Source organism: Pseudomonas sp. EU05-FHT14B02 (assembly GCF_058791055.1).
The window spans coordinates 25,211-43,662 of sequence record NZ_JBYTDD010000033.1; the positions used below are offsets into that span (position 1 = coordinate 25,211).

Genomic DNA, 18,452 nt, shown 5'->3' on the forward strand with positions numbered 1-18,452 from the left:
ACGAAGTGCCGGCGGTTGAGCAGAAATGCGCCTTGCGAAAGCAGGCGCATTTGGTCGTTTCAAGACCTAACAAAACATACTCTAAGGTTTCGCTTGCCAACGCGAGTTAAAGGAGTTCCACGATGGGTACGACAAAGACCCGAGGGCCATCGTTCCTCAATAAAGTGAGTGGTGCGCTTCTGGGCGCTATCGCTTTGGCCATTGTGCCAATCAATGGTGCGTATGCCGATCTTGTTAAATACGGCTATACGAACATTGCAGGGGTTCAAACCAATACGGAGCCAGGCACAGGGTTTATCAACCCCTCCACTGGCATATCGTTCATGGTAAGCGGTGGTATTGACCGAAAACTGCGCATAGCGGTGACTGCTAACGGTGCCGCCACACCTGTGTTCACTAAGGAAAGTTCAAAGGTTCTTGGTGCGAGCGACGTTATTTCATACAACGGCGAGAACTACTACGCGGAAGAGTTTGTTAGTCCAAAACTACCTGATGGACGATATACCGTAAAAACAGAAATCCTGTCCAGTGCTGGTGCTGTTGTTCAGACTGAGAATGTGCCTCTCGTCATTGATACTGCTGGCCCAGTAACAGGGACATTTGCCCCGCGCCCATATACATGGGGTGATCCCGTTCTTACTGGCGATGTTTGGAAGCTCGGCCTTGCAGCAATCGATGCTTTGACATATTCGAGCTTCGTCCTGGATGGGTTATCTGACCCATCGGGAATTAGCAAGGTCACCGCTAACGTATATCGGGAGTCCGGTGCTCTTTATAAGGCTCACAATGTTCTTTTTTCGGAAGAGAGCAAAACGGCTTCAATTCAGTACAGAACAGATTTCTTTCCTGATTCAGATTTGGATGAGGTATTTGGACTGGAGTTTGTTGTCACTGACAAAGCAGGTAACTCTACGGCCACCAAGCGTCAGAAGGTAATGTTTGACAACATTGCCAACGCGCCAACTGAACCGTTTGGTGTGTATGATCCAAGTGTATCAACTACTCTCGCGCCAGGACTAAAGGGGTTTGTTCCCTATGTCGCCGGATCTTATGTCAAAACTAATCCGATACGGCTTGCATGGAGAATCCCAAAGAGCAACTGGCACACCTACCGGCAAGGAGGTATACGCTTCACAAACAGTTTTGGAGAGAACCAGATTGTTGGCGAGGATTCGGCCTATGTTTACCTTGTCGGGTCGCTTCCATATCGAGCAGAGGACACTAACTACATCAAGTTCTCTAACTATGGCGAGTGGGGCTCACAAGGAACTATCCGTTACGATTTAGTATTGCACCCGTCTGCCCCGAAAACGCCCGTCATAAGCCGTATCGAATATTACTTTAGCGACAAAGGCTGGATGAGCTATTCGAGCAGGGTAGTCTCGCCTCAGGAATTGCCTGTCACGATCACGAAAGTTCGGTATACCGTCGAGGCACGCCCTTTTGATCAAGTGGCTACTCACATGGGCACATGTACTATTCCTGCCGGGCAGACCCAATGCGAAATCGCAGTCACCCGCCAGCTGAGCAAAGGCACATCTGGATATCTTCATGATCAAGGCGTGCTGAAAAGTGCAGACGGCACGTTGAATGCAACTGGCCAATGGGCGGACGTCTGGTGGAACGACCTGTATCTGCCAGTCCTGTCTTATACCTATAACTCTTCGGAGATGATACTGACCCTCAACGTCAGGCAACCGCAGCAAGGCGCGTATCAAAACTATCTTCGTCACAATACGTCATGGCTTGAAAACACTAGCGGAACAGCACTGAGCGTTACCAAAAAACTCACATCGTCATCTGGTGAATATTTTGAATACGAGTTCGATCTGAAAACCCTGCCTGAAGGCTCCCATGATCTGGTTGGTGTTGCTAGCGAAAATCTAGGCGCAATAACAAAGCTACCACTTTTCAAGTTTCAGAGCGATCGGACAAAGCCAGTTGTTACGGTAAGCAAGGGTGTGAGTGATTCTATTGATACACTCGACAAAATCACCTTTACGGTAACTGACAATAAAGACCCCGCACCAAAGATTACATCGATTAGCTTGACTGGGGGGCCGGCTAACGAATCTATTGCTCTTTCGTTCCGCAAGCTCAATGCTACTACCTATGGCCTTGAGTACCCGATCCTATTCCCGTCCTTAACGGCTGGAGAGAGTTATACGCTCAGAGTCAATGCGCAGGACTCACAACAGAACAAGGGTGTTGGCTCAACCACGTTCCTCTACAGCCCTAAGATGGCTGGGATCGTTGGTCATGTAAATGGTCTCGTTAATATCCCTGCGGTGCCAAAAGAGTTCAATCGTAACGATGGCTCTGTGGTGATAAACAGCGAACAGCTAAAGCTTGCGGACGGTACGCCAGTTTCTGGTGTTTATGATCTGCTGGCAACGCTCAGGTCTGACGCAGCAACACCCCTAAAGATTGGCGGTGTTCTCGTCAATCCGGGGGCAACAGTAACGATTAGCCAACTCAACTTCACTAGTACCGGCGGTAAGATATCGCTACCTGTTGTTCCGGTAACTCAGGGAGCTACCGGAAGTAATGGTGTGATCATTTCTACCTCCGCGCCGAATGCTCCTGTGGTGTACGCCGATATCAATACCTGGATGCCCAAGGTCACGCTTGGCATCAACAATAAAAATCCTGTACAGGCAATGACTGACACCACGGTAAAGTTGTCCGCTTCGGCTAGCAGCATTTGCCCTCTAACGACATCTTCCGCGGTGGCAAGGTCTGCCGATCCCATCAAGTCGCCCATCTGCTTGCTTGAGTGGACGAGCATTCCCCGAGGCCTTCAGCAAGTAGAGGTTTCTGGTGCACCGCACCCGGTCACTCAGCTGACAGGGCGAGTCCTCGACGCAGGCCAGCAGAAGGTCGCTTATTCCCTCTATGTATTCAACAAGGGTACGGAAAAGGTACTGCTGAGCAGCGGTGAGGAAATACTGAGCGTCAAAGCTGCGACCGGCTCAACAACCTTCATCCAATCGCTGCATGAGAAAAGTGTTACTCGTGCGATTGAGACTGCATCCGTCACCATGACGCAGCGCTCGGGCCCAACGTGTTCGATCACTGGTGATGACGCAGCGGCAAAGAGTGCTGGCATGAGCGGCGGTGCCTTGAAGTGCTTGATTGAGTTCTCGGTCATCCCGAAAGACCTGAGCATCAAAGCGCTCGATCCTCTTGAGTTGACAGGAGTTTTCACCCGTTCCGGGCTGCATCCGATCCGCTGGACGGCTAGCGTCTACGACACAACCGGGAAAAAGATCACCCTCGAAGAGGGGCAATCGGTCATTCAGGTAATAGAGCCGCCTGTAACAACGAAACTGACGGTCAGCGTCAACGAAAGCTCATCGGTGGACGCAACTCCCGTAGAGGATTTCCCGGCGGCGTGGGAGAAGAAAACCTATTCAGTTCTGTCGAGCCCGTCCCAGGGCTCTGTAGTAGCGACCCCTACCGGGTTCACCTACACCCCGAACACTGGATACGTTGGCCCCGATGAGTTCAGGTACCGCGTGCAGGACGTGTCTGGGATGAAGGCTGAAGCCACCGCGGTTGTGAATGTCGCGAAGTTCAATTACGCCCCTACCTGGACGGGAGTAATCATTCAGGCCCGTGAAGGGCAAGTTAGTGACCAAGTTGATCCTGAGGTGCATGACATCAATCTCTGGGACAGCCATACGTTCAAGATCCTCACGAACCCGACGCACGGGACTGTCCGTGTGTTCTATGGCCGTATGGAGTACACCCCTAATCCGGGTTTCTATGGGGAAGATTCGTTCACTTTCAGCGCCACGGATCAGGAAGGGCTCAGTGTAGAAGGAGAGGGGAAGGTCACTGTTACTCAGTTCAATTTTGCACCAACGGGTATCACCCCTTCGACAGTGAAGATGTACGCAGGAATCGGTGGAACGGCCGATCTGAAAGTGATCGATCCGAACAACTGGGGCTCGCACACCTTGCAAGTCGTCAAACAGCCAGCACATGGCCACGTGACGGTGAAGGGAATGAGCATCACCTATAAGACCGATGGCCAGGCTGAAACCTCAGTACAGATTCGTGCCATTGACCAGGATGGCCTCTATGTCGATCAAGATGTTGTCCTGAAGCTTTTGCCGGCCTGGGAGATGTTCAAAGACCGCGAAGTTCAGCCTACCTCGGTGGCCCCGAGCATCCCGGCCGTGAAGCACCAAATGACGACTCGTTTGGGTGCCTATGCGCTCCGAATTCCCGACCAGGAAGTGATTCAGGCTCTCGGCGGCGAGATCATCGCCATCGTCACGCCTGACTCGAAAGTTGGGGTGACACTGGAGCATCGTGAGCTTTCTCAAGGCACTGGTATGCGTCTGGTACCTACGAAAATGACTGCCGATCTGCTGGAGGCCCGTTTAGGTGGCCTGGATGTTGGGGTCGATGGCCAGGCGCTGGTCTATCTCAGTCGCGCCGATATGACCGGCCCTGTCTATTCCGTGCCGGTAACCGTATGGGCTCCGGAGGGCGTACTGACGGCTGATGCATGGGAGATTCTGCAAGCGTCCGGCCGTGCTCAAATCAGCTTCAGCCCGAGCAATGGGGCATGCAGCATCTTGACCAGCGAAGCTGTCGCGAAGCCGAAAAATGCACTTCAAGATCGTGCTTGCTACGTCACTTGGACGAAAACCCCCGATGAATGGCGCAACGCTAGTACCTTGGCCAATCTGATGATGGATGCCGGCGGGAGTTCTTTGGGAAACCAGACTATCGAGGCTACCGCCTATGTGTTTGACCCTAGCGGCGTGAAGCACAAGATTGCGAGCTTCACTCGTGACTTGAAGATCCTTCCGGTTGCAGATCAGATCCGCTTTGGCCTGAAGCCAGCACCGGCAGAGGCCTATCAGAAGGTGCAGCAACTTTCCTTGTTGCTCCGTCACACGGATGGCCCTGTGTGTGATGCAACGGCGAACGAAGGCGTTGCGAAAAAGACGGCTCAGCAATGGTCGAGCCGCCCATCGTGCCTTATCCGTTGGATGCAGATGCCAGAAGGCATGGCCCAGCAACGCAACACCGTCACGCCACTCGCGGAAGGAACAATGACCCTGCTTGGCGCGAACAACATCTCCTGGAAGGCATCCATGTTTACGCCGAGTGGTCAGGAAATCGATATTGGCTACGGAGAGCACACCGTAAACGTGATCGAGCCGCCGGCAATCGAAATCGATATGCCGGCAAGCAACCTGGTGAAAGAAGGGCTGTATTCGGTCTCACAACTCGGCGGCTATGTTGGTAGCGCATCAGTGACTGCAATCGCAGCTTCCTTGGACGTGGCGATCAATCGGGCGGATGCAGTGATCGAACGGTCTACGATTCCGAGTTACGGTCGTGCCCAGCGGTTTACGCGCTACATCGAGGGGGTCGAGGCTCCCCTGTGGAGCGTAACGCCATACTCCGTTGACGTTGGATACACCGCGTTGCCAGAGATGAGGTCGACCAAAACCGCGTCACTCCTGGCGGTCCCTCACGACAAAATTCTCCCTGTCATTCTCAACGACGAGAGAACTGTCCTGGATACGGTCAGCCTTCCAATCCGCGTGGCCATCAAAGACACCCGCTACATGGAGGATGCATATCGGCTGAGCAGCATGGGCGACTGGGATATTCGCCTGCTTTCGACAACTGCCGGAGTGAATTATGAGCCGATGACAAACTGGGAGCCCATCGACGAGAACGGGGAGGTTGAGTTTGAGATCGATCTACAATCGTTGACGAACAAAGCGGTTCGCATCATTGCTGAAGCGCGTGTTCGCTCCCCTGTGCCGGAATACGAGCTGACTCGGGAGTCGGGTTCGCCAATGGTGCTCTCCGTTCTCAACGGCGAATCTCTCGATGGTTCAATCCAGGCATTGCGGGTTATCGGCCCAGCTCCTCTTCGCAGCAGCTTCTACGCCGTCACCAACGATCGCTACCAGTCAGGAGACCTTGGTGACGTGCGCTGGGAAATGAGCAAGGACGGCGGCGTGACGTGGGAGGACGTTGAAGCCAATGCGAAGCTGCCGCAACGGCTCAGCATGGTCTTTCAGCGGGGTACATATCTGCTGAGGGCAGAGTTGACGAACCGCCATAGCGGCGCGAAATCCATGACCCCTACCGTTGAAGTTATTGCCTATGTCGTGCCCGTTGCCCGCCTTAAAGGCCCAGCAAACGTGTTTATTGGTGATAGCGGTACGTTCACGCTCACTGACCTCAAAGGTAATGCGCTCGATACGACCGGAATGGTTGTGGAATGGTCGGAGGATCGCGGTAAAACCTGGGCCGCTGGGGAGGGCTCCTACCGGCTGAGCCGCAACTCTGCTGATCGTGTGTACCTCACGGCCAGGCTGAAATACTCAGACTCACCAGAGGATAAGCGCGTCTACAAAACCCTCCGCGCAGGCGTTGCGTTTAGACCCGTCCGGCCGCCTCGTGTCCAGATCATCGGGCCGCGCCGTCCTGAGGTAGGAAAGGAAGCTACCTGGGTCGCCAACTTGATGATGCCGTACCCGAAAATGGATATGACAATGGATGGTGAGTTCATCCTGCCTGACGGCACAGTCGTCGACTCCACTGAGGTGAAGTACACCCCAACTCGGGAGGACATGGAGAAAGAAGAGAGCTACATCAGCGTCCGATCTTGGATCAATGGGTATGAGGATCGAGGCGGTTTGGGCCTAACTCAGCACCGTCTTATTTTCTGGTCGTACGACTGGCCTGAGTGGAAGATCAACACCAAATACTCAGCCAAGTATGCGCCGGCAGACTTGACCATGACGGCTCGCTCTCTTGGCTTGTTCCGAGAGTTCGAGGGCTTGACCATCGAGTGGGATATCCCACCTTACGCCGGCCTCGAAATGATCAAGGACTCCAGCCAGACCAGTCGCATCGTTCGACTGACTGAGCCGGGGATCTACACATTCGGTGCTCATATCACCGACTCGCGGGGCAACTACAGCTATGCCGAAACAGAGATGGAGTTTTTGGAGCCAATTCCGTGGGATGTGAAATTGTCCTGGAGTGGGGATAACGACGCGAATCGTGCCCCGCTGGGCGTTCTGATCCGACCATCAATCACCGGCGGGCATCCCAAGGACCAGATACTCAGCAAAACGTTCAGTCTCAACGGGGAGACGCTATCAAGCTCAGGGGACTATGGGCGAGCGACCCTTGAAGAGGAGGGCGTGTATACGGTGAAACTGGATGTTGCCAGCGCAATGGGGCACACAGCAACAGGCCAGGTTGATATCTCGGTGGCAAGGAATAAGCCCCCGGTCTGCAAGCTGGAGCTTGTGGTAGGTCGAACCTCCTGGCTGGCAAAAGCCGTTTGTACTGATGAAGATGGCCGCATGGCCAAAAACCTTTGGTTCATCAATGGTGAGCAGCAGGCTCTCAGCTCAAACAGCATCTCTGTGCCAATGTGGCGTTATCCAGATGGCGAGCCGGTAATTACGCTGGTAGGTATCGATAACTCCGGCGCGGAATCGCCTCCAGTCTCCAACAAGTAAAAGAGAAGGGCCGCATAAAGCGGCCCTTTTTAATTTCCGTCGACAAATGCGCCTGAAAGCGAAACACAGGCTTACGGAAAGCACGAAAAATGTCTCCTGAGCGCAGCCCCTGCGCATGTCAACCTCTAGGAGCAAGACCAATGCACGTCAACAAAGCAACCCTCCAAACGATGGCCATCGCAGCGGCAATGGTGGTCGCCGGTACCGCGCTCGCGGGTACCGGCGGCGATACGTTCGATAGCGTGTGGATTACCTTGACTGAGTGGATGCAAGGTACCCTCGGCCGCATTCTGATCGGTCTGATGATCCTCACCGGCATCGGCGCGGGCGTTCTCCGCCAATCGCTTATGCCGTTCGTTACTGGCGTTGGCGGCGGTGTTGGCCTCTATGCTGCGCCGGATGTTATCGAGTCGGTAATGTCGGCAACTATCCCAGCAGCAGCTGTAGTCACCAACGCTCTCCAAGCCCTGCCTGTAGGCTTCTGATCTCAGTCAGAACGCCTCTCTGAAAGGCCTCTTTTTCCGACGCTAAAACGTCCTGAAAAAGAGGCCTTTTCTTTTCCGGGCCAAATACTCTGGGTGAATCGACTCAGGAGGTAAGCCCATGTTCAAACCAACCCGAACCATTCTTGCGATGACGCTGCTTGCATTGGCTGGCACCGCAGTAGCAGCGAGCCCTGCGGACAAGAACGCAGACAAGGTAGTGATGCTTCCTGCGTCTGCAATGCTGGCGATCGAGAAGAACGGCAAATTCGCCATCATCAGCGATACCGGCCGATTCATCATCCAGGGAACGGTTTATGACGTGTGGGCGAAGAAAGAGTTAAAAACCATCGAGGATGCTCGGATCGCCGCCCACTACATCCCAGTGGATAAGACCAACCTCGGTTTCAAGGATCTCGCCCCCCTCACAGTCGGCAACGGTGAGAAAGCAATCACCATGTTCTCCGACCCTGCTTGTGGTTTCTGCAAAGAGATCATTCAACAAGCCCGCTCATCCCTTCCCGAGGGGTATCGACTCGACGTGCTGATGTTGCCGCTGCTCAGCCAAGAGAGCGCGATTCGCACCAAAGAACTCCTCTGCGCGAAAGACAAGGTTGCTGCGTGGAAAGCCGGCGCTTCCGGCGACATGAAAACTCCTCTCGAACAGCTCCCAACCGCGCAGTGTGATCTCGATGTGATCTCGAAGCGCCGGATGACAGCTCAGTTTCTTGGAGCTCGAAATGTCCCTTTCCTCATTCGTGATGACGGTTTGACCCGAGAAGGCAAGCCTGAAGAAGGCCTGCGCGCCTGGATTGAATCGAATCGCACCCTCTAAGGAATTCAGAAATGCTCAAAGCGCTTATCCGCTCAACACCGCGGCTCTCGAAGCTGATCAACGGCCTCGCCTACGAGCCGAATCTTTACCTGTTCCAGCTGGAAGGGAACCGCCTAGGATTCGCATTCCTGTGTTCCCCGCTCTCAGGCTCAAACGGGGATGAAGGCGACCGCCTGAAGGCTGGTTTGACGGTCGACTGGCCTGAGAAGACAACAATCCAGTTCAGCCTGATTTGCACTGAAAATATCAATGAGATGAAGACGGGATTCCTTCGCCTGCGTCGGGCCTTCCGTGAATCTGGCCGCACTGACCTTCCCGTGGAAACCCAAGCCTTGCTGGAGAAAGTGACGAACGCGCGGGCCGAGTATTTCAGTGACCGAACCATGCGCCCAGTTGATTCAATCTCAGGTGTACGCATTCGTGAACAGAGCCTGGTCGTATCCGTAACAATTCCGATCGCCAATGCGTTGCCTACCCAGACAGAAGCGAACGCGGCGAAGGAGCTTTTCGACGGACTGCGAACCTCGCTGGACAGCTGCAACCTGGCAGCCGTGCCGCTCACCAACGATTCCTACCGTGAAATTTTCTCCTCCATCCTGAACCAAGGGCCATCGGCATCGTGGCGCGAAGATCCGGACATGAAGGCGGACACAGACAAGCCCCTGAATGAGCAGATCCTCGACTACAACCGCAGCCTCGACGTGAAGAAAGACCACCTTCAGATCGGAGATGACTGCTTTGTAAAAACGCTGTCGGCCAAGCGCTTCCCTGATGTCATGTGGCAGGGCGATGCCTCTCAGTACCTCGCTGACATTCTGTCCCAGCGCGGCGGAATCCGGGGTAACTGCATCATCAACATGACCCTGTATTTCCCTCCCCAGCTGGAAACAAAGGACAAGCTGTCGAAGCGCCGCCAATGGGCCATCAACCAGAGCTTCGGCCCGATGGTGCATTTCGTACCCGTTCTACGGAAGACGAAGGAAGCCTATGACACGCTGTTTGAAGATCTCGACAAAGGGCTTCCCAACGTACAGGCGACAATGACCCTCGTGGTATTCGGCCGGAACCGGGAAGACCTCATTCAGGCAGCGTCGAATGCGAAGAGCCATTTTGCCACGCAGGGCTTCAGCCTCATGGAGGACAAGTTCTGTGTGCTGCCCGTGTTCGTGAACTCCCTGCCTATGTGTGCCGACCCGGATGCGATGAGGGAGCTGTTCCGGTTCAAGACATTGAGCCTCACCCAGGCATTACCTTTGCTGCCGATTTATGGCGATTGGAAGGGCACTGGAACCCAGGTGGCCCCGTTCATTTCCCGAAACGGTCAGCCGGTTAGCTTCAACCTCTTTGACTCCGACACCAATTACAACGCGATGATCGCGGCCCAGTCGGGCTCCGGTAAGTCGTTTGCGACCAACTATCTCATCACGTCGTATCTGAGCATTGGAGCGAAGGTGTGGGTCATCGACGTGGGCCTGTCCTACCTAAAGCTATCTGAGGCGTACAAGGGCGACTTTGCACGCTTTGACCAGGAGTCGAATCTCTGTCTCAACCCCTTCGAGCTGATTGAGGACTACAGCGAGGAGGAGGATGTCCTGGTTGGGCTGCTCTCTGCCATGGCTGCCCCAACCGTGCCCCTGATCGACTTCCAAACTGCCGGGCTAAAAAGGCACCTCACACAATGCTGGGAAGAGCTGGGCAAGACGATGATCGTCGACAACATCGCCGATTCTCTACTTGGCGACCCAGATCCGCGTATTCAAGACATTGGCCATCAGCTCTTCGCATTCACCTCGAAGGGGCAGTACGGCCGTTTCTTTAACGGGAAGAACAATCTCAACTTCAAGAATCCCTTCACCGTACTCGAGCTTGAGGAACTGAAGGGCCGCCAACACCTTCAGCAAGTGGTGCTCCTTCAGCTGATCTACCAAATCCAGCAGGACATGTACCTCGGTGAGCGTGACCGCCCGAAAATTGTGATCATCGATGAAGCCTGGTCGCTGCTCTCCCAGGGCAACGTTGGTGAATTCATTGAGCACGGTTACCGGCGATTCCGGAAATATGGGGGTAGTGCCATCGTCATTACCCAGGGGGTCAACGACCTCTATCAGAACAAAGTCGGACAGGCCATTGCTGAAAACTCCGCGTTCACCCTCCTACTCGGTCAAAAGGCCGAAGCTATTGATGCTATCCAGGAAAACAAGCGTCTGCCGCTGGGAGAGGGTGGCTATCGAATCCTGAAGACTGTTAAGTCGTACAAGGGGCATTACTCCGAGATCTTCATGCTCACCCCCCGCGGGGCCGGTATCGTGCGCCTCACGGTGGACCCATATTCGATCCTCCTCTACTCGACCGCACCTGAAGATGTGCAGGCGATCCGAAATTACACGCTCACTGGCGTTCCGCAGGATGAGGCAATTCTGCGCGTGCTCCGTGACCGAGGTGTCGAGTACAGCTCTAATCCGGCGGAAGTCGCGTAATGGCGTTGTCGAACCCCTTCAGCATTGAGGCCAAGGTGCGAAGGGCAATGGCGAAGGTTGAGCGAGATCGAGCTCCAAAGCGACTCTCGGCAGCCTTTCTCGGCAAAGGCCTACTCTTTTCCGCAGTGGTTGCCGGCAGCGTTGTGCTGCTGGCATCCCGTTATTCGATCGCTATCGCTAGCCAGGACTCCCTATGCCTGCCCCCTTACAGGCTATGGATCATCGATAAAAAGCAGGATGACCTGGTGCGAGGGGAAATCTATGCCTTTCACTCCAAAGGTCTGAGTCCGATTTTTGCTGACGGCACGATCATCGTGAAGGTGCTCGAGGGGATGCCTGGCGATCGCGCCAAGGTCACGCTTGATGAGACAACCATCAATGGCGTGTCCGTGGGCAAAGGGCTTCAGGTAGCCAACCAGCACGGGATTGATCCCCAGAAATACGTTCGGGAAGGGGAAATAGGCGAGGGCCGTTACTGGTTCTTCGGCCGCACGCCAGATTCTTTCGACTCCCGCTACTGGGGCTCAGCGTCGACGGACCAAATCATCGGGAAGGCGTATCCAATATGGTGAAAAAGCAACTAGCCATGTGCATTGGGCTGGCCTTCGGCTGCACGATGGCCATCGCCGGCGATGACCTTGGCATTCGCAAGTACGACATCAATGAATTCGATCCGGCGCTCCTCGAGCAGGTCAGGGAAATCAGCCGAAATGCGAAAGCGGCACGCGATGAAGTAAGCGGCCGCGATGACATGAGTTGGGTGGGTGAGATGGCCGAAAAGGCGATCGCTCAAGGCAGTGATGAGGAGTCCCTGCAGAACGAGTCAGCACTCGCCAGCGCAGATGGCTCAGATCGCGAGAAAAAACATCCCCTGGGCGATGGAAACCGCACTCTAATATTCGTGTCGTGGTCGATGGGAGCCACTGCCCTCAAAGACATACTGCTGTCCTTTGACGGACTGCCTGGTGTTGGCATCGTTTTTCGAGGCATCCCTGATGGTATGTCGATGAGCGATGCTGTGACCAAAATGCACCTCCTCACGCAAGAGACGCAAAGCACTGTGAGTGTTCTGCTCGATCCTCTCGCATTCCAGCGTCATAGCGTTTCAGCCGTCCCCACCGTCGCTCTCGAAGCACCGAATGATGCATTGATCGCTAAAGCTGCTGGTTCGTCCTCTGTCAGCTATATCGAGGGGGCCGTTAAGGATGGTAAGCGTGGGGATCTAGGCACTATTGGCACTACACAGGAAATCATCGAGCCAGACCTCATGGAGGTTGCGAAACAGCGCATCGCAGAGCTGGACACCGACGCCATGAAGAAGCGAGCGATCGCTCGATTTTGGGATAACCACAAAGGGCACCCATTGCCGCCGGTAACGGAGAGTGCGACACGTCTCGTCGACGCATCTGTCATCGTTCCTAATGACATCCTCGACAGCCAAGGAAGGGTTGTTCAGAAGGCGGGGAGGATCAATCCACTCGACATGATGCCGTTTGACCAGAAACTGGTCGTGATTGATCCGACGCAGCCTTGGCAGGTTGCCCTGGCCAGGCGTGAATATGCAGACCATGGGGCAAATCTGACCGTCACGGTGATGGCGACTCAGATTCCCACTGCCTCTGGTTGGGATCTGTTCAACAGCGTTCAAGACAGCCTGGATGCGCCCTTGTACCTGCTGCCGCCTGACATGGCGGAGCGCTTCCAAATCCTTCGAGCCCCATCTGTCGTAACAGCCGACACCAAAAACTTTATCGTCCGCGAGGTTGCTCAAACAGCCTTCGAGGAGGCCAATCATGAGCATCAATAAGGTAATAACCGCCGCAATTCTGGTGATTGCAGGCATGTTTTCCCTGCCAGGGGTAGCGGCTGAGGCGTCCTCTTCCGGAGAGGTGATGTGTGAGGACTCTGGCCTTTTTGGTCCGAAGCTGTTCACCGACATCTGCTGGGCGTGCCTTTTCCCAATTCGTGTTTCTGGTGTGCAAATAACCCCCGGCACAGCCCCCGCGAAGGCTACAAAAATGGTCTTCTGCATCTGCCAGCAAGGCTCGTCCTCGATCTACAAGCCCGGAATCATCACGGCAATGTGGGAGCCAGCACGGATGGTTGAAACTGTCCGTAAGCCCGGCTGCTCGCCAACCCTAGGTGGTGTAACGCTGCCGCTTGGCAACAAGCGCAGCTATGGCCGGCTTCGGCAGGACAACAGCACCCAGACAGGTCAGGCTGCCGGTTCGTTCTACCACGCCCATCTGTATGCATTCCCGCTACTTCAGATCCTCGATCTCTACACGCCTACCAAATGCAACCCGGACGGTTATCTCGACCTCGATATCATCTCTTTCACTGAGATCGACCCGACTTGGAACAACGGCACGTTGGCTTTCTTCCAGCACCCTGAGTCCGCGGCCGTAGCAAATCCAATTGCCATTGCGGCCTGTGCTGCCGAATCCGCCCTGGTAACCGCCCGGAAGGAGCCTCTGGAGTCGCTTTGGTGGTGTACCGGGACGTGGGGGAGCATCTATCCGTTTGCCGGCGTAACAGTGGCGCAAGATGCAAACCGGACGACAGCATTGCTGGCTGCGCGAGTGATCGCTCAGCAACACCGCAGGGGCCTCGCTCGTCGCACTATGGGCGATGAAAACGTGTGCAAGGCGGGTATCTACCCGACGATTCCGAAAAGCCAGTACAAAGTGACCCAGTTTTGGCCAAAGTCGCAGAACAGCAGAGCAATGTGGCTCGGAGAACCGCCGCAGACTTGGGAGGGTGGGCCTAGTCGGCATGTTCCAGGTACAGGGAACGATGCCATGTACATGTTCTGGCGATGGACAGATTGCTGCTCGAAGCTCTAATGGAGAATCCGCCCGTAAGGGCGGATTTGCGATGGTATGAATGACTTTCTAATGCTGTACCTACCCCCGGTTTTTATTCTGGGGATTCTCGCGGGCATCGCCCACGTTCGTCTACTTGAATTCCCGGCCTACCGAGGGTGGTGGGGTGAGTACAAGGTGAACTTCATGCTCCGCCTATGCCTCAGTGGCGAATACAAAGTGTTCGCCAACGCGATCTATCGCGGCAAGACAAGGGGAGAGTCGACACAGGTTGACCACATTATCGTGTCGCGCTACGGGATCTTTGTCCTGGAAACGAAGTGTTTCAAGGGAAAGATCATTACCTACCCAGAAGCCCCCGAGAGCTGGTTGCAGATCGTCGGCCGAAGGAAATATCGCGTGCAAAACCCGCTGATGCAGAACTATGCACACGTGAAGGCAGTTCAGAAGGTCACCGGAGTCCACTCTCAGAAAATCCACAGCTACGCAGTGATGGCAGGGCAGGCCAGCTTCACTTATGGAATGCCTGAGCGGGTCTACAGCATTTGGGGCGTGATTCGTAAAATCCAGTCCTACAAAGCCCCGGTTTTTACTCGGGGCCATGTGGTGTCAATTTGCCGGGCGCTGAGCGAGCGCAGAATCAAGGGAGGGTATTGGGCTGCAAGACGGCATGTCGAAAAGCTGAAGCGCCGAGGCGAGGATGGATCTACAACGTGCCATGAAGATAGACCCCGAGAGGAACACCTATCGCCACCCCAACAAGAACAGCAGCAGTGACAGAGATGATTGCGACCGTATCCCAAAATACTGCCTCTGGTGGCGCTTCAAGCGATTCGTGGGTGGCCAGCTCTTCTGCCCACAGTGGGATGGCTTCGCGGGGAGGAGGCTGATCCGTCGCTTGTATGCGTCTTCTACTGGTTCTTGCCGGTGTTGACGTAAGATCATCAAGCATAATGACTCTCCTAAGTAAAACGCCCCGCAATGCGGGGCGTTTTCATTACTGGCGCGATCAAGCAACGGCTTCTTCAGGAAGCGAGTCGAGAGCGTCGGCATTGCCATCAGGCTCAATGTGACCCGCAGCCTCGCGCTCCTCCTTCTCAGCGCTCACTTTGGCTTCAGCCTTCTCAATATCTTCCTGGAGCTCTGCAACCTTGCTGGCGTATGCCTTTGCTCGCGCGCTCTGACCGAGGCCAACGAGTGAGCGGATCAGCCGGGCCATTTGGTTGCTCTTGTTTGCACGAAATTCCTCAGCTTCCGAGCTATCGATTTTCTCATGCAGCCAGGCGGTATCGACCTGGATAATCAGATGGTCAAATGCCTGAAGCAGGCTGCTCATCCGCTTGATTTCTGGGCTGGTGATTTCGAATTCACGAGTCAGTGGGGAGCTGTACCCTGCAAGCTCTTTGATTCCCAAGCTCTTCAAAAGCGTGTCCATCCGCTCAGACTCGTCACGCACGGCTACTTCCATGCGCTCGATTTTCTTCGAGACCGCATCAACCACCGCTTTGTGATCAAAGGTCTTGAGGTTTTTCGCCAGCTTGCGGGACGTAACGTCGATGATAAAAAGGGCCGTCATGAGGCTATCGAAACGGTTGCCGGCGAAGAACTTGGCCTGCTCCGTGTTCAGTACCATTTTTCCTTTGAGGGATGGCTTGGAGTATTGGTATTTCGTAGGTTGTGGTTGAGCGGTCGCCATTAGCGGTTTCTCCGGATGTTGGTGGCCAGCCTATTGCACCAGCTTGCGGAGCCTCTGGATTTCGATTTCACGCACGAATAGCGTCGGAATTTGAGGTGCGTTTTTCTGGTTGACGACAGAGTGAAATGGCGGCGAGAATTGCGGCACTCATCGGCCAAGGTCGATTAAGAATTTGCCTCCTGGAGGCCATTGACCCTAAGTGACAGCATGCTGCTGCCACTGGTACCCAAGACGTGTATGCGTCTGGGAGAAAGCCAAGCTGAGCTTATCAGCTAAAAAACCAAGCCTGCGTTCGCGTAGTGCCGATCAAAAAAGGAAGCCATAGGGCTTCCTTTTTTTGTGTCAAAAAAACCCTGACGGGGAACTCCCGTTAGGGCGTTCTCCGTTCTTAAAAAATGGAGAACTGAAAAATGGCATCTACAACCCTCAAAGTTAAAGTGCTGACCGCGTTTGGCTTCCTCGTTGCGATGTTGGGAGCTGTATACGCACCGCAGTTTGCAGAGCAGATTTTGCCCTTCGCATTCTGTGTGTTCCTCGCTGTGGTACTTCTGAACGCTGAGCAGATCCTGCTGGGTGTTTCTCGGTATCTGCGCAGCTGCCTGAAGGCCTCGTACCCTCAGGCAACTAAGACCTCTCAAGTCGCAGCCAACGCCAGTTGGTGTGACAGCATCGATTATGACAACTACTACATTCCCTCCTACCTGCGTCGCCAGGGAGAAGAGCAATGATCCGTGTTGACTTCGATGTTCCTAGCTACCTCCGACTGCAACAAGGCCTTTGCATTGTCTCTGACCGCCTCGCGCACAAGCTGCCCGAGCCGGAGCATCAGGAAACGACGCAGCCTCTCGAAACTGTTGTGATCAACAAGCTGTATCGGCCGCAAGATCGCAAACAGGTTGCACCGATCGAGAATCAACAGCCGGACGAGATCAAGGGAGAGTTCATCCCTCGCGATTCACAACCCGAGCGCCAAGAAAAAGCGTCAGCAGTCGAATCCGCCGAAGGCGGTGATGACCATGGCGCGCGTGCTACTGAGATCAACTTTCAGGGTGTGGCTGGCAAGTCCGTGACCGGTGAATACCGCGGGTCTGGATTTGCGCCGTATCGGTTCCGCAAGAAGAACGGAAACTCGTTCTTTCTTCGGATCGGTGAGCACCTGGTTTGGGGGATTGAGCTTAGCGCTCAGCTCCGCCAGTCCGGCGCGCAACAAGGTGACGTTATCTCGCTGACCTTCCTCGGGAAAACCCCCGTGAAAGTGCTCAAAGAGGTCGATGTCAACGGCAAGAAAGAACAGGACTGGGTTGATACCTACCGCAACTCCTGGGAAATCAAGATCGTGTAATAGCCAGCAAATGCGCCCTTCGGGGCGCATCTCAACCAAACGGAGGTACCCATGTCCAAAGACTCAGAAGGCAATTACGCCCCAGAGAAGCAAGATGTGCTGGTAGCCGCTGATGGCCGCTGGCATGACATATACGCAAGCCTCGCATCTTCATTGGTGCCGGCTCACAAAAAAGCAGGGCGTGGGGTTCCATGTCCGGTGCATGGTGGGGAAGACGGTTTTAAGATTTTCCGTAAGACGGCAGGCTCGTCGAGCGGCGGGATCTGCCGTACCTGCGGGGTCAAGGCTGATGGCATAGCCTTGCTGATGTGGGTCAACCGCTGGAGCTTTCACCATGCTTTACAGGAGGTTGGAGCATTGCTCCGGGTCAAAGACCCGTATGGACGCACCGCTGATGGATTTATCCCAAGCGTTGTAATCCGTAAGGAGCGAGCCCCAGCAAAACCAGAGGTTTCAGACGATTGGCTGCGTGAAGCTATGCGCAACCTGTGGAAGGGAACCGTTCCTCTCACAGACCCATCAGCGGAACCAGCAAGGCTCTATCTTCGCTCCCGAGGCATTCTTGCTTGGGACCGACCAGAGCTGAGCCGCTACGTTCGCTTTCATCCGGAATTGACCTACAAGGACAAAGCCGGCAAGCGTTCTAAGCATCCAGGGATAGTGTGTACGCTTATCGATCCTGAAGGCCAGGCTGTGACCATCAACCGTCACTATCTGACAATGAAGGGTGAGAAAGCTGATCTCGCTGAGCCGAAAAAAATGTTTCCAATCCCCAGCAACCGCAAGCTTCCCGGTTGTGCGGTGCCAACATCGCATCCAGGAGAAGTCTTGGATGTATGTGAAGGATTGGAAACAGCTCTGTCGGTGGAAACAGCCATGGGTATACCCGTATGGCCCTTGGTGAATTCCTACCTTTTGGAGAGCTTCGTACCACCAGCCTGCACCAAAGCAGTCCGAATCTGGGCTGACAAGGACCGCAAGGAGGGCGGCCAGAAAGCGGCATTCGCTTTAAAAAAACGTCTGTGGGAAATGGGGATCAAGGCGCAAATAATGTTGCCGGACATGCCCATCCCTGACGGCTCCAAAGGTGTCGATTGGAATGATGTTCTTCGTGAACGTGGTTCTCTCGGCTTCCTCGGCCACGAGGTCTATCGCGCACAGCGATAGGCCTCTGGCCTTCTCGACTCTCCTCTCTTTTTCCGACCGTAAAAGCGCCTGAAAACGCGCCCCCTCCTGTTGGCCAACGCTCACAATTCGAGCATCCCCATCTTGGCCAGA

At 54.6% G+C, this 18,452-nt stretch carries 12 protein-coding genes; 11 read left to right on the forward strand and 1 reads right to left on the reverse strand.

Features of this window, described 5'->3' with window-relative positions:
• Window positions 1–122 precede the first annotated feature (122 nt).
• The 8 genes from AC3WTM_RS24960 to AC3WTM_RS24995 all read left to right on the forward strand — a co-directional run bounded on the left by AC3WTM_RS24960 (window position 123) and on the right by AC3WTM_RS24995 (window position 14,913).
• Entirely contained in the window at window positions 123–7,517 is a 7,395-nt protein-coding gene (locus AC3WTM_RS24960; RefSeq protein ID WP_102685512.1) for a DUF4165 domain-containing protein, read from the forward strand.
• A gap of 140 nt (window positions 7,518–7,657) precedes the next feature.
• Window positions 7,658–8,002 (forward strand): TraA family conjugative transfer protein, encoded by a 345-nt coding sequence (gene traA / locus AC3WTM_RS24965; RefSeq protein WP_013100908.1) that lies wholly within the window; start codon window positions 7,658–7,660, stop codon window positions 8,000–8,002.
• Window positions 8,003–8,120: 118 nt separating this feature from the next.
• On the forward strand, window positions 8,121–8,834 hold the full coding sequence (locus tag AC3WTM_RS24970) for a DsbC family protein (RefSeq protein WP_102685514.1): 714 nt from the start codon (window positions 8,121–8,123) through the stop codon (window positions 8,832–8,834).
• Window positions 8,835–8,845: 11 nt separating this feature from the next.
• Window positions 8,846–11,311 carry a type IV secretion system protein TraC gene (gene traC, locus AC3WTM_RS24975; RefSeq protein ID WP_013100910.1) on the forward strand — a complete coding sequence of 822 codons (2,466 nt, stop codon included), beginning with the start codon at window positions 8,846–8,848 and terminating at the stop codon, window positions 11,309–11,311.
• Window positions 11,311–11,883, forward strand: a complete 573-nt coding sequence (locus tag AC3WTM_RS24980) for a S26 family signal peptidase (protein ID WP_102685515.1) — start codon at window positions 11,311–11,313, stop codon at window positions 11,881–11,883. The genes traC and AC3WTM_RS24980 overlap by 1 nt, the downstream gene beginning before the upstream one ends.
• A complete protein-coding gene (locus AC3WTM_RS24985; protein WP_102685516.1) occupies window positions 11,877–13,118 on the forward strand; it encodes a TrbC family F-type conjugative pilus assembly protein in 1,242 nt (413 codons plus the stop codon). The genes AC3WTM_RS24980 and AC3WTM_RS24985 overlap by 7 nt, the downstream gene beginning before the upstream one ends.
• Window positions 13,105–14,157, forward strand: coding sequence for a TraU family protein (locus AC3WTM_RS24990; RefSeq protein WP_102685517.1), 1,053 nt, complete (start codon window positions 13,105–13,107; stop codon window positions 14,155–14,157). Before AC3WTM_RS24985 ends, AC3WTM_RS24990 begins: the two co-directional genes overlap by 14 nt.
• Before the next feature lie 36 nt (window positions 14,158–14,193).
• Window positions 14,194–14,913 carry a nuclease-related domain-containing protein gene (locus tag AC3WTM_RS24995; RefSeq protein ID WP_256585967.1) on the forward strand — a complete coding sequence of 240 codons (720 nt, stop codon included), beginning with the start codon at window positions 14,194–14,196 and terminating at the stop codon, window positions 14,911–14,913.
• 232 nt (window positions 14,914–15,145) lie between these two features.
• Here the strand turns inward: AC3WTM_RS24995 and AC3WTM_RS25000 are convergent, their stop codons facing one another.
• Window positions 15,146–15,832, reverse strand: a complete 687-nt coding sequence (locus tag AC3WTM_RS25000) for a hypothetical protein (protein ID WP_102685519.1) — start codon at window positions 15,830–15,832, stop codon at window positions 15,146–15,148.
• Window positions 15,833–16,242: 410 nt separating this feature from the next.
• Here AC3WTM_RS25000 and AC3WTM_RS25005 point away from each other — a divergent pair, with 410 nt between their 5' ends.
• From AC3WTM_RS25005 to AC3WTM_RS25015, 3 genes are read left to right on the forward strand one after another with little or no spacing between them, the layout of a single operon-like run.
• Window positions 16,243–16,560 carry a hypothetical protein gene (locus AC3WTM_RS25005; protein WP_102685520.1) on the forward strand — a complete coding sequence of 106 codons (318 nt, stop codon included), beginning with the start codon at window positions 16,243–16,245 and terminating at the stop codon, window positions 16,558–16,560.
• Window positions 16,557–17,174, forward strand: a complete 618-nt coding sequence (locus AC3WTM_RS25010) for a DNA primase (protein ID WP_102685521.1) — start codon at window positions 16,557–16,559, stop codon at window positions 17,172–17,174. The genes AC3WTM_RS25005 and AC3WTM_RS25010 overlap by 4 nt, the downstream gene beginning before the upstream one ends.
• A gap of 51 nt (window positions 17,175–17,225) precedes the next feature.
• Window positions 17,226–18,341, forward strand: coding sequence for a DUF7146 domain-containing protein (locus AC3WTM_RS25015; protein WP_102685522.1), 1,116 nt, complete (start codon window positions 17,226–17,228; stop codon window positions 18,339–18,341).
• Window positions 18,342–18,452 lie beyond the last annotated feature (111 nt).

What these genes read in the sequence shown, in the direction of transcription:
- AC3WTM_RS24960 (WP_102685512.1), top strand. Translation starts at nt 123, where the DNA reads ATGGGTACGACAAAGACCCGAGGGCCATCGTTCCTCAATAAAGTGAGT.
- AC3WTM_RS24970 (WP_102685514.1), top strand. Translation starts at nt 8,121, where the DNA reads ATGTTCAAACCAACCCGAACCATTCTTGCGATGACGCTGCTTGCATTG.
- traA (WP_013100908.1), top strand. Translation starts at nt 7,658, where the DNA reads ATGCACGTCAACAAAGCAACCCTCCAAACGATGGCCATCGCAGCGGCA.
- AC3WTM_RS24985 (WP_102685516.1), top strand. Translation starts at nt 11,877, where the DNA reads ATGGTGAAAAAGCAACTAGCCATGTGCATTGGGCTGGCCTTCGGCTGC.
- AC3WTM_RS25000 (WP_102685519.1), bottom strand. Translation starts at nt 15,832, where the DNA reads ATGGCGACCGCTCAACCACAACCTACGAAATACCAATACTCCAAGCCA.
- traC (WP_013100910.1), top strand. Translation starts at nt 8,846, where the DNA reads ATGCTCAAAGCGCTTATCCGCTCAACACCGCGGCTCTCGAAGCTGATC.
- AC3WTM_RS24995 (WP_256585967.1), top strand. Translation starts at nt 14,194, where the DNA reads ATGAATGACTTTCTAATGCTGTACCTACCCCCGGTTTTTATTCTGGGG.
- AC3WTM_RS25015 (WP_102685522.1), top strand. Translation starts at nt 17,226, where the DNA reads ATGTCCAAAGACTCAGAAGGCAATTACGCCCCAGAGAAGCAAGATGTG.
- AC3WTM_RS25005 (WP_102685520.1), top strand. Translation starts at nt 16,243, where the DNA reads ATGGCATCTACAACCCTCAAAGTTAAAGTGCTGACCGCGTTTGGCTTC.
- AC3WTM_RS25010 (WP_102685521.1), top strand. Translation starts at nt 16,557, where the DNA reads ATGATCCGTGTTGACTTCGATGTTCCTAGCTACCTCCGACTGCAACAA.
- AC3WTM_RS24980 (WP_102685515.1), top strand. Translation starts at nt 11,311, where the DNA reads ATGGCGTTGTCGAACCCCTTCAGCATTGAGGCCAAGGTGCGAAGGGCA.
- AC3WTM_RS24990 (WP_102685517.1), top strand. Translation starts at nt 13,105, where the DNA reads ATGAGCATCAATAAGGTAATAACCGCCGCAATTCTGGTGATTGCAGGC.